At 76.1% G+C, this 11,010-nt stretch carries 11 protein-coding genes and 2 tRNA genes; 11 read left to right on the top strand and 2 right to left on the bottom strand.

Going from position 1 to position 11,010, the window contains the following annotated elements; genetic code table 11:
* Positions 1-1,171 (top strand): hypothetical protein (locus tag INN71_RS14965; RefSeq protein ID WP_301800973.1); only part of this gene is annotated, 1,171 nt, incomplete at its 5' end.
* Between the two features lie 46 nt (positions 1,172-1,217).
* On the opposite strand, the gene INN71_RS14960 is transcribed toward INN71_RS14965, so the two are convergent.
* Both INN71_RS14960 and INN71_RS14955 read right to left on the bottom strand, forming a co-directional pair.
* The gene (locus INN71_RS14960) at positions 1,218-1,517 is read right to left on the bottom strand and encodes a DUF2087 domain-containing protein (RefSeq protein WP_277500375.1); all 300 of its coding nucleotides are present in this window, start codon (positions 1,515-1,517) and stop codon (positions 1,218-1,220) included.
* Positions 1,518-1,657: 140 nt separating this feature from the next.
* On the bottom strand, positions 1,658-2,545 hold the full coding sequence (locus tag INN71_RS14955) for a 3-methyladenine DNA glycosylase (protein ID WP_277500374.1): 888 nt from the start codon (positions 2,543-2,545) through the stop codon (positions 1,658-1,660).
* Between the two features lie 79 nt (positions 2,546-2,624).
* Between INN71_RS14955 and INN71_RS14950 the strand changes: the two genes are divergently transcribed.
* The 10 genes from INN71_RS14950 to INN71_RS14905 all read left to right on the top strand — a co-directional run bounded on the left by INN71_RS14950 (position 2,625) and on the right by INN71_RS14905 (position 10,989).
* Positions 2,625-3,434, top strand: a complete 810-nt coding sequence (locus INN71_RS14950) for a fumarylacetoacetate hydrolase family protein (RefSeq protein ID WP_277500373.1) — start codon at positions 2,625-2,627, stop codon at positions 3,432-3,434.
* Positions 3,431-4,942 carry a glutamate--tRNA ligase gene (gltX, locus tag INN71_RS14945; protein ID WP_277500372.1) on the top strand — a complete coding sequence of 504 codons (1,512 nt, stop codon included), beginning with the start codon at positions 3,431-3,433 and terminating at the stop codon, positions 4,940-4,942. Before INN71_RS14950 ends, gltX begins: the two co-directional genes overlap by 4 nt.
* Positions 4,939-6,111 (top strand): CPBP family intramembrane glutamic endopeptidase, encoded by a 1,173-nt coding sequence (locus INN71_RS14940; protein ID WP_277500371.1) that lies wholly within the window; start codon positions 4,939-4,941, stop codon positions 6,109-6,111. Before gltX ends, INN71_RS14940 begins: the two co-directional genes overlap by 4 nt.
* 3 nt (positions 6,112-6,114) lie before the next feature.
* Positions 6,115-6,186, top strand: a tRNA-Gln gene (locus INN71_RS14935).
* 100 nt (positions 6,187-6,286) lie between these two features.
* Positions 6,287-6,359 (top strand) — tRNA-Glu (locus tag INN71_RS14930).
* 132 nt (positions 6,360-6,491) lie between these two features.
* Complete coding sequence (locus INN71_RS14925) at positions 6,492-6,932, top strand: SRPBCC family protein (RefSeq protein ID WP_277500370.1); 441 nt, start codon at positions 6,492-6,494, stop codon at positions 6,930-6,932.
* 129 nt (positions 6,933-7,061) lie between these two features.
* Positions 7,062-8,645: an AlkA N-terminal domain-containing protein gene (locus INN71_RS14920; protein ID WP_301800969.1), complete on the top strand. Its 1,584-nt coding sequence runs from the start codon at positions 7,062-7,064 to the stop codon at positions 8,643-8,645.
* 1 nt (position 8,646) lies between these two features.
* Positions 8,647-9,150, top strand: a complete 504-nt coding sequence (locus INN71_RS14915; RefSeq protein WP_277500368.1) for a methylated-DNA--[protein]-cysteine S-methyltransferase — start codon at positions 8,647-8,649, stop codon at positions 9,148-9,150.
* The gene (locus INN71_RS14910) at positions 9,150-9,737 is read left to right on the top strand and encodes an NUDIX domain-containing protein (protein WP_277500367.1); all 588 of its coding nucleotides are present in this window, start codon (positions 9,150-9,152) and stop codon (positions 9,735-9,737) included. The genes INN71_RS14915 and INN71_RS14910 overlap by 1 nt, the downstream gene beginning before the upstream one ends.
* 112 nt (positions 9,738-9,849) lie before the next feature.
* Positions 9,850-10,989 (top strand): GDSL-type esterase/lipase family protein, encoded by a 1,140-nt coding sequence (locus tag INN71_RS14905; protein ID WP_277500366.1) that lies wholly within the window; start codon positions 9,850-9,852, stop codon positions 10,987-10,989.
* Positions 10,990-11,010 lie beyond the last annotated feature (21 nt).

The following is an 11,010-nucleotide window of genomic DNA, read 5'->3' as shown; positions in this document are numbered from 1 at the left end:
CCCGCTCGCGCCCCCGGCCCCGCCCGTGCCGCCCGCCGCACCGCCGCCCGCCGCACCGCCGCCCGCCGCACCGCCACCCGCGGCCCCCGGGGAGCTCGTCGATCCCGACCGGGCCGCGCAGCTGGTCGGGATGGTGCTGGAGGACACCGCGCGCAGTCGCGCGTCGTACGAGTCGAGCACGCAGTTCGCCGACCGCACGCTCGAGGCCGAGCTGGAGCGCATCGTCGGCGACCCGGCCCTGCGCCTGTCCGCAGCCGGCGACGCCGCGCGCGCCGCGGCGCAGGCCCGACGCGACGACCTCGTCGCCCGTGCCCGCCAGGCCCACGTGCGCGACCTCGCGACCCTGCGCACCGAGGTGGAGGGGCTGGAGCGCACGTTCCCCGCCGCCCTCGCGCGCTGGGACGTCGTGGCCACGCGGCCCCCGGGCCCGGGGGACTCGGCGCGGGCGTTCCGGGCGGGGCACCTCACGGTCCCCGGCCTGCCCGACACCGACTTCGCGCTGCCGATGGTGCTCCCGGTCCCGGCGCGGCCGGTGCTCGTGACCACCGACGACGGCGGGGAGGGCGCGGCCGACCGGGTGGCGGCCCTCCTCGGCGTGCGGGCGGCCCTGGCGATGCGTACCGGCCGCCCGCGCATCGTGCTCGTCGACCTCGCCCGCACCCGCGGCTCGTTCGGGCTGCCGCCGGGGCTCGCCGCCCCGTCGGTGACGACCCCGCCCGCCCTCACGCGTCTCCTCGGCGACCTCGAGCGTCGTACCGCGCTGGTCGACGCGGCGCGGGAGGCGGGCGCGTTCGACGCGCTCGACCCGCAGGTGCTGCGCCCCGTCGTCGTGGTGCTCGCCGACGCCCCCACCGGGTGGGAGACCCCCGCGCTGACGACGCTGGCCCGGCTGGTGCGGGGTGGCACCCCGGGCGTGCAGCTGGTGCTCACCGGGCCGGAGCGCCCGCCGTACGTCGGGGACGAGGCCGCGACCGAGCTGGCGCGGCAGGTGTGGGCCTCGGCGCTCCACCTGCCCAGCGCCCCCGGCGGCAGCCTGGTCGACGCGTTCGCCCGCACCGAGTGGACCTTCGTGCCGGAGCCGGGCCCGGCCGACCCGTCGCTGCTGGTGCGGGTGCTGGCGTCCGAGGGGCCCCTCGAGGGGTGGCACGACGGGATCATCCCCGTCCCCTGACCTGCGCGGCGCTGCCGGCCGGCGAGGGCTCGACCTCCCGGCGCGCTCAGCCGAGGTCGACCGTGCCGCCCGAGCGCCAGTAGTGACCGGCGTCCCGGGTCAGGAACGCGTCGTCGACGAGGTAGCGCCGCAGCGCGGCCACGTCCGGGTGGAACCGGCGCAGCACCGCGTTCACCTCGGTCTCGGGGTAGACGACGCCGAGCTCGAACGCCTGCACCACGTGGTCGAGCACGACCAACCGCTTCGCCCGCTTCGTCGGCATGGTGTGCAGCGAGCCGTCGTCCGCGATGAACTGCCGCAGGACGCGGTCGGCGCCGGCGGCGGGGGAGGGGTCGGGCGTGGTCACGGCCCGACGCTACGCACGGGCGCGGCCGTCCGCACCCGGCTCTCCCGGGCGCGGACCTCTCCGCGGAGGTCTGCTGCGCAGACGTCGCGCAGCGGACCTCCGCGCAGTGCGACCGGCTCGCGCTCCAGGGCGCCGCCGCGTCACACGGGCAGGGGAGCGAGCAGCCGCTCGCACTCCTCGACCAGCCGGGCCCGCAGCGGCGCGCCGCGCTCGGCGAAGGCGCGCTGCGCCGCGACGTACGTCGCCTTGCCCTCGGCCGTCTCGATCGGCACGGGCTCGAAGCCCAGGTCGCGCAGGTCGTAGGGCGCGGCGCGCATGTCGAGCTCGCGGATGTCGCGGGCCAGCGCGAAGCAGTCCGCGACGAGGTCGGAGCAGATCATCGGGCTCAGCCGGAACGCGTGCTTGTAGAGGTCCATGCCCGCGTGCAGGCAGCCCGGCTGCTCGAACGCCGGGCGGTCGTCGGCGGCGGGGGACAGGAGGTTGAGCGGGCGGGCCGGAGGGGTGAAGAACCGGAACGCGTCGAAGTGCGAGCAGGTCACCTTGTGCCCCTCGACGACCGCGTCGGTGCCGGCCGCGCCGAGGCGCAGCGGCCAGTCCGCGTGCAGCACCTGCTCGGGGGTGAGCCGGTAGACCATCGCCCACTCGTGCAGCCCGAAGCAGCCGAAGCTCGGCGCTCGCGCGGCCGTCGCCCGCAGCAGGCGCAGCAGTCCCTCGAGCAGCGGACGCTGGCTCGCGACGTGCGCCGCGGTGACCCCCACGGCGCCGGGGTGGCCGGGGACGTCGAGCTCGCCGTACCCCTTCAGCCCCCGGTACGACGCACCCGCCGCCGCGGGCACGGCCACCCCGGCGCCCGGGTGCCAGCGCCGCAGCTGCGCGGGGCGCTGGGAGTAGTAGGTGAAGAGGAAGTCGTGCACCGGGTGCTTCACGCGCTCCGCGCGCCGGGCCAGGTGGGGAGCGGTGAACGCGTCGACGCGGGCCTCGTGGGCCGCGCGGCGACGGGCCAGGTCGTCCGGGTCCAGCACCTCCACGAGGAGCCAGGGTAGGTGCGCGCCGGGGGTCGACCGGCATCGGTGCGGGGCCGCCGCGCGACCTCGCTAGGCTCACCGGGTGCGCATCGTCCGCTTCGCAGCCTCAGAAGACCCCCAGTACGGCGTCGTGACCGGCGACCTCGACGAGCACGGCCAGCTGGCCGAGGACGCCACGATCGTGGCCCTCGCCGGCGACCCGCTCTACGTCGGCATCAAGCTGCTGGACGAGGAGCACCGGCTCGCCGACGTGCGGCTCCTCGCGCCGGTGCTGCCGCGCAGCAAGGTGGTGGGCATCGGGCGCAACTACGCCGCGCACGCCGCCGAGCTCGGCAACGACGTGCCGAGCGAGCCGCTCATGTTCCTCAAGCCCAACACCTCCGTCGTCGGCCCCGGTGACGCGATCGCCTACCCGTCGCAGTCGACGAACGTGCAGTACGAGGGCGAGGTCGCCGTCGTCATCGGCCGCATCTGCCGCGACGTGCCGGCCGAGAAGGCCACCGACGTCATCTTCGGCTACACCATCGCCAACGACGTGACCGCCCGCGACCTGCAGAAGGGCGACGTGCAGTTCACCCGCGCCAAGGGCTTCGACACGTTCTGCCCGATCGGGCCCTGGGTCGAGACCGACCTCGACCCCCACGACTTCAGCCAGGGCCGCCGCGTGCGCACCTTCCTCAACGGCGACGTCGTGCAGGACGGGTCGACGGCCGACATGATCTTCGACATCCCCGCCCTGGTCGCCCACGTCAGCAGCGTCATGACCCTGCTGCCCGGCGACCTCATCCTCACCGGCACCCCTGAGGGCGTCGGTCCCATGCTCCCCGGCGACGAGGTCGAGGTCGTCGTCGACGGCCTGGGCGCGCTGACGAACAAGGTGGTCTCCCGATGAGCACGACCCCCGCCCTGGCCAGCGACCGCCCCGTGCGCGTGCGCATGGCGCCGTCGCCGACGGGCAGCCCGCACGTCGGCCTGGCCCGCACGGCCCTGTTCAACTGGGCGTTCGCTCGCCACCACGCCCGCCACGGCGCGGGCGGCACGTTCGTGTTCCGCATCGAGGACACCGACGCGGCCCGCAACACCGAGGAGTCCTACACCTCGCTGCTCGAGGTGCTGCGCTGGCTCGGGCTCGACTGGGACGAGGGCCCGGAGATCGGCGGCCCGTTCGCGCCGTACCGCCAGAGCGAGCGCGGCGAGCTCTACCGCGACGTGCTCGCGAAGCTGCGAGCCAGCAACTACACCTACGACTGCTACTGCACCACCGACGAGGTCACCGCGCGCCGCAAGGCCGCCGGGTCCAAGGTCATGGGGTACGACGGGTTCTGCCGCGAGCTGAGCGACGAGCAGGTGGCGGCGTTCCGCGCCGATGGCCGGGCGCCCGTCGTGCGGTTCCGGATGCCCGAGGGCTCGATCACCTTCGACGACCTGGTGCGCGGCGAGATCACCTTCGAGACCGAGTTCGTGCCCGACTACGCGCTGTGCCGGGCCAACGGCGACCCGCTCTACACCCTCGTCGCGCCGGTCGACGACGCGCTCATGGAGATCACCCACGTCCTGCGCGGCGAGGACCTGCTGTCCTCGACGCCCCGCCAGGTGGCGCTGTACGACGCGCTCGCCGCCGTCGGGGTCGGCAACGGCACGACGCCGCGCTTCGGCCACCTGCCCTACGTGATGGGCGAGGGCAACAAGAAGCTGTCGAAGCGCGACCCCGAGGCCCACCTCCTGGCCTACCGCGACCAGGGGTTCCTCGCCGAGGGCCTGCTCAACTACCTGGCGCTGCTGGGGTGGGCGATCGCCGAGGACCGCGACGTCTTCACGCTCGACGAGATGGTCGACGCCTTCGACATCAGCCGGGTGAACCCGAACCCCGCGCGCTTCGACCTCAAGAAGTGCGAGGCCATCAACGGCGACCACCTGCGCATGCTCGGCGTGCCCGAGGTGACGCGGCGCTGCGTGCCGTTCCTCGTGCAGTCCGGCCTCGTGGCGGACCCGCCCACCCCCGAGCAGGACGCGCTGCTGGCCGGCGCCATGCCGCTCGTGGCGGAGCGGATCAACAAGCTCACCGAGGTCGTCGACATGCTCGGCTTCCTCCTCGTCGACGAGGCCGCGTTCACCCGCGAGCCCGCCGACGTCGAGAAGGTGCTGACCGAGGACGGCATCGCGGTCGTGCAGGCCTCGTACGACGCGCTCGAGCCCCTGGCGGAGTGGACCACCGCCGCCATCGAGGAGGCGCTGCGCGTCGCCCTCGTCGAGGGCCGGGGCCTCAAGCCCCGCAACGCCTTCGGTCCGGTGCGGGTCGCCGTCACCGGCCGCCGGGTGTCGCCGCCCCTGTTCGAGTCGCTCGAGCTGCTCGGGCGCGAGCGCGGGCTCACACGGCTGCGGAGCGCGCTGGAGCGATGAGCCACCCCCTGCCACCCCCGGGCCAGCCCCCGGGCCCGCCCCCGGGCCCGCCCCCGGGCCAGTCCCCGGGCTCGCAGCAGCCGTCGTACCCGCCGGAGACCGGGCCGGTGGGCCCGGCGGGCACGGCGCCCGCCCCGCGCGGGGCGGTGACGCTCAGCGCCGAGGAGTTCGCGGCGGCGTACCCGCCCCTGGAGTACCACCGGCTGCACCGGGCGGGCGACCGGGGCTGGTGGCGCCCGGTGGTGGGCGTGGTCGTCGCCGCCGTGTCGATGGTGCTCGTGCTGTCGATGGTCACGCTCGCGCTCTTCGCCCTCGGCCTCGCCGTGGTGGGCGCGGACGTGGGGGACGGGGTCGACCAGATGCTGTCGCTCGACACGGTGACGCCGCTGTCGCTCGCCTACCTGCTCTCGACCCTGGCGCTGCTCACGCCGGTCGTGTGGCTCGTCACGCGGTACCTGCACGGCCTGCGGCCGGGCTGGACGACGTCGGTGGCGCCCCGGATGCGCTGGGGCTACTTCCTGGCCTGCGCGGGGCTGTCGGTGGTGGCCCTCGTGGCCAGCCTCGTCGTCTCCGTGCTGGTGAGCGCGCTCGACCCCGGCGCGGTGCCCGAGGGCTCCGAGGTGGGCTCGCTCAACGCCTTCACCGAGACGACCCGCAACTTCCTGTTCGTCGTGCTGCTCGTCACGCCGTTCCAGGCGGCGGGGGAGGAGTACCTGTTCCGCGGCTACGTCACCCAGGTCGCGGGCGGCATCTTCTCCTCGCCCCGGGTCGCCACGGCCGTCGCGATCGTCGTGCCCGCGGTGCTCTTCGCCCTGGCGCACGGGGCGCAGAGCCCGCCGGTGTTCTTCGACCGGCTCGCGTTCGGGGTGATGGCGGGCTACCTGGTCATCCGCACCGGAGGCCTCGAGGCGTCCATCGCCATGCACGTGATGAACAACTGGTTCGCCTTCGGGCTCGCGCTCGCGGTGGGCGACATGGACGAGGTGCTGACGCCCAGCGGGGGCAGCTGGCTGACGCTGCCCGTCACCCTCACGCAGACCCTCGTCTACCTCGCGCTCGCGGTGCTGGTGCACCGCGGGATGGGCCTGGCGCGCGCCGCGGACTCGGCCGTTTTGATCGGGTCCCGGGGTCGCGTGTATGGTCTCTCCTCGGCCCCACCAGGGGCCTGACCATGGGATATGGTGTAATTGGCAGCACGACTGGTTCTGGTCCAGTTAGTCTAGGTTCGAGTCCTAGTATCCCAGCGAGATCCGGGCCCGCAGGGCCCGGATTTTGAATGAGACGAAGGCTTCGCTAGAGTCTCCGAGTCGTCACAGGCGGGCCGCGAGGCTCACCGAAGGACATGCCCCCGTTGTGTAGCGGCCTAGCACGCCGCCCTCTCACGGCGGTAGCGCCGGTTCGAATCCGGTCGGGGGTACGTGACGCGCGAAGGGCCCGGTCGGGAGACCGGGCCCTTCGTCGTTCCCGGGCACCGCGGTCCGCAGCGCCCGTGCGGGGCGTCGCTAGGCTGACGCGGTCCGTCCCCGCCGCCACCGAGAGGGTGCGTCCCGTGTCCCGAGTCACCGCCAGCGCCGAGACGACCGTCGCCGCCCCGCCGGAGGCCGTTCTCGCGGCCCTCGCCGACTACCGCGAGACGCGTCCCGCGATCCTCACCGAGCACTACACGGACTACGCGGTCACCGAGGGCGGCACGGGCGCCGGCACCGTCGCGAGCTGGCGCCTGCACGCCACGAAGAAGCGGGTGCGCCACGTCGTGGCCGACGTCGAGACCACGGCCGACACGGTCGTCGAGAAGGACCGCAACTCGACCCTCGTCACGACCTTCCGCGTCACCCCCGCCGGTGACGGCAGCGCCGTGGTCGCCACGACCACCTGGGAGGGCGCGAGCGGCGTCGGGGGCTTCTTCGAGCGCACCTTCGCCCCGGCCGGGCTGAAGCGCATCCACGGGGAGCTGCTGGCCAACCTCGACGCCCGCCTGCGCTCCGCCTGACGCTCCGCCTGAGGCTCGCCGGCTCCGCCCGGCTCCGCATCGGGCTCCCCGCCCGAGCGCCGGCGCGCGGCCGCTGCCGTGTCCGATTCCCGCCAGCCGGGGTCGGTGCGCTGCGGCAGGATGGAGGACGTGCCGACCGACCGCCCCGTCCCCGCCGGCCTCGACCCCGAGGTCTGCTACCGGGCGGCCAGCAGCCGGGACGGCCGGTTCGACGGCATGTTCTTCACGGCCGTGCACACCACCGGCATCTACTGCCGGCCCTCGTGCCCGGCGCGGACCCCGGCGTACCGGAACGTGTCCTTCCACCCCAGCGCCGCCTCCGCGCAGCGGGCCGGCTTCCGCGCCTGCAAGCGCTGCCTGCCCGACGCGGTGCCCGGCAGCCCCGGCTGGGACGTCGCGGCGGACGTCGCCGGGCGCGCCATGCGGCTGATCGGGGACGGGGTGGTGGACCGCGAGGGCGTCGGGGGCCTGGCCGCCGCGCTCGGCTACACCCCGCGCCACCTCGCCCGCCTGCTGGACGCCGAGCTGGGCGCCGGGCCGCTGGCCCTGGCCCGCGCCCGCCGGGCCCGCACCGCCCGCGTGCTCCTGGAGACCACCGACCTCGCCGTCACCGACGTCGCGTTCGCCGCGGGCTTCTCGAGCGTCCGGCAGTTCCACGCGACCGTGCGGGAGGTGTACGCCGCCACGCCCGGCGAGCTGCGCGGCCGAGGTCGGGCCCTCGGGGTGCACCGCGCCGGGGCCGCCGGGGCCGCCGGGGCCACCGGAACCGCCGGGGCCGCCGCGGGCGCCGTGGAGCCCCTGCGGCTGCACCTCACGGTGCGCACGCCGTACGCCGCGCCGGAGCTGCTGGGGTTCCTCGACGCCCACCTCGTGCCCGGGGTGGAGGTCGTGCACGGCGCCACCTACGCGCGGACGCTGCGGCTGCCCCACGGTGATGCGGTGCTGGCCGTCGACCTGCACCCGGTGCCCGGCGGGCCGGGCGGCGTTGCGGAGGTGCCCCTGCGGGTGTGGCTGACCGACCTGCGCGACACCACCGCCGCCCTCGAGCGCGTGCGCCGGCTGCTCGACGCCGATGCCGACCCCGTAGCCACCGACACCCACCTCGCCGCGGCGCCCGTGGTCGGCGACCTCGTGCGGCTGACCCCCGGGCTCCGGGTGCCGGGCGCCGTCGACGGTGCGGAGGTGGCGGCCCGTGCCGTCGTCGGCCAGCAGGTCAGCCTCGCCGGGGCGCGCACGGTCACCGGCCGCATCGTCGCCACCCACGGCCGGGAGCTGCCGGTGGGGCTGCGCGGCGTCGTACCGGGACTGACCCACCTGTTCCCCGACCCCGCGGCGCTCGCCGGCCTCGACCCCGAGGAGCTGCCGATGCCCCGGGCCCGCGGGCGGGCGCTCGTGGCCCTCGGCGGGGCCCTGGCCGGGGGCGAGGTGCGTCTCGACCGCGGCGCCGAGCGGGCGGCGGTGCGCGCCGCGCTCCTCGCGCTGCCGGGCATCGGGCCCTGGACGGCCGACTACGTCGCCATGCGGGCCCTCGGCGACCCGGACGTCTTCCTGCCCACCGACGTGGGCGTGCGGCGCGTGCTGCTGGCGCGCGGCCACCCGGCCGTCGTGCCCGCGGACGTCGAGGCGGCGTGGCGTCCCTGGCGCTCCTCGGCGCTGCTGCACCTGTGGAACACCCTCATGCCGCCGGTGCACGCCGGCCAGGAAGGACCCTGACATGTGGACCGTGGTCGACTCGCCGATCGGCGAGCTGCGCCTGGTGGAGCACGACGGGGCGGTGACGGCGATCGAGTTCGCGCCGTTCCCCGCCGCCGTGCGCGCGCCCCGCGACGCGGCGTCGCCGGAGGACGCGCCCGGGCGCGACGACGACCGGCCGGTGCTCGTCGAGACGGCGGCCCAGCTGGCGGCGTACTTCGCGGGTGGCCTCACCCGCTTCGACCTGCCGCTGGCCCCCGTCGGCACCCCGTTCCAGCAGAAGGTCTGGGCGGCGCTCGCCGAGATCCCCTACGGCGCGACGACGTCGTACGGCGCGGTGGCCCGCACCCTCGGGCTCACCGGCCACGGCTCCCGCGCCGTCGGACTGGCCAACGGGCGCAACCCCGTGCCCGTCGTCGTGCCGTGCCACCGGGTGGTGGGCGCGGACGGGTCGCTGACGGGGTACGCCGGCGGGGTCGAGCGCAAGCAGGCCCTGCTCGACCTCGAGCAGGGGGCGCTGTTCTGATGACGCAGCCCGGGACGGGCCCGACGACGGGCTGGCAGCGGGTCTCCGGCCGGGTCGTGCACGAGAACCCGTGGATCGTCGTGACGCAGGACGAGGTGGTGCGACCCGACGGCACCCCGGGCACGTACGGCGTGGTGCAGCTGCGCAGCCCCGCCGTCTTCGTCGTCGCCGTCACCGAGGCCGACGAGGTCGTGCTGGTGCGCTGCGACCGCTACACCACCGGCCCCGGCTGGGAGGTGCCCGCCGGCGGCGCGGACGACGACGACCCGCTCACCGCGGCCCGCCGCGAGCTGGGGGAGGAGGCCGGGCTCGTCGCCGCACAGTGGGACGACCTCGGCCCGGTCACCTCGCTCAACGGGGTCTGCCGGGCCCCCGGCCGGGTGTTCCTCGCCCAGGGGCTGAGCCCGGCGCCCGAGCGCCTCGAGCAGGCCGTCGAGGGCATCTCGGAGGTTCGCCGCGTGCCGTGGGCGGAGCTGCTGCACATGGTCGCCGCCGGGGAGGTCCCGGACGGCGAGACCCTGGCCGCCCTGCTGCTCGCCGCCGTCGCGCTCGGCCGGGTCGTGGGCGGGCCGGCGCCGGGCGCCTAACCCCCGGCCCCGCGGACCTCCGCGGGGTGGACCAGACCAGCCCCGCCGCCGGGAACGTCCGCCGTACCCCGGGAGGTCTCCCCGGTGACGGATCCGACGGGGGAGGCACGGGATGGTCGAGCAGGGGACGCAGGGGCACCGACGGTCGGGGGAGGTGCTGCTGCCCGTGGTGCTCGCCGCGGTCGCGGTGGCGGTCGTGCTGCTGGCGGTGGTCGCGCGGCCGTCGGTCGCGAGCCCCGAGCCGACCCGCCCGCCCGCGGCCGCCCCGCCCGTCGCGCAGCCCACCCGCGTGCTGCTCGTGGGAGACTCGCTCACCCACGGCTACCGCGGCGACTGGACCTGGCGCTACCGGCTCTGGCAGCTGCTGCGGGCCGAGCGGCGCACGACGTACGACCTGGTCGGCAACCGCGACGACGTGGCGGACCCGGTCCTCGACCTGACGGGCCACCACGACTACGCCGACCCGGACTTCGACACCGACCACGCGGCGTCGGGCGGGATGTACCTCACCCGCATGCGGTACGACGTGCCCGAGCTGGCCGCCGCCACCGCGCCGGACGTCGTGGTGCTCCTCATCGGCATCAACGACCTGCGCAACGGCGTCACCCCGGGCGACCTCGCCGCGGCGGCGCGCACCTTCGTCGGGGAGGTGCGCTCGGCCGCGCCCGACGTCGACGTCGTGCTCGCCCAGCTGCCGCACGTCCACCTCCCGCTCGTCGCGGACTACAACGCCCGGCTCGACGTGCTCGCCGCCGAGCTGGCGACGCCGGCGTCGCCGGTGGTGGTGGCCCGCTCCGCCGGCGGCTTCACGGCCGCCGACTTCTGGGACCGCCTGCACCCGGGCGCGGCGGGCGAGGTGCGGATCGCCCGCGCCGTCCACGGGGCGCTGGCGGAGCTGGGGCGGGTCACCGAGCCGCTGCCGCCGCTGGTGCTGCCCCCCGCCGGCCCCGCCCAGGCGCCCGCCGGGCTGCGGGCCGAGCACGGACCGCAGGGCCTGGTCGTCGGCTGGGAGCGCCCCGCCGGGGCGACGGGGTACGTCGTGGCCCACCGCCCGGTGGGCACGGGGACGTGGCAGGAGGTGCGGCTGAACCTGCCCTACGTCCGGGCCTCGGGGCTGGCGCCGACGGACGTGGTGCTCGCGGGTGCCGACCCGCGCCTCGCCCACGAGGTGGTGGTGCGGGCCGCGCGGGGCGGGCACGTGGCCGGCGCCGGGGCGTCGGCCGCGGTCGTCGTACCGGCCCTCGTCCCCTGACCGGCGTGAGCGCCCCCGGCG

The sequence above is a fragment of the Nocardioides sp. ChNu-153 genome (assembly GCF_030466625.1).
In the GTDB taxonomy this organism is placed as follows: Bacteria; Actinomycetota; Actinomycetes; order Propionibacteriales; family Nocardioidaceae; genus Nocardioides.
The sequence above is the reverse complement of the archived record's forward strand: the minus strand, read 5'-3'. Positions and strand labels throughout refer to the sequence as shown.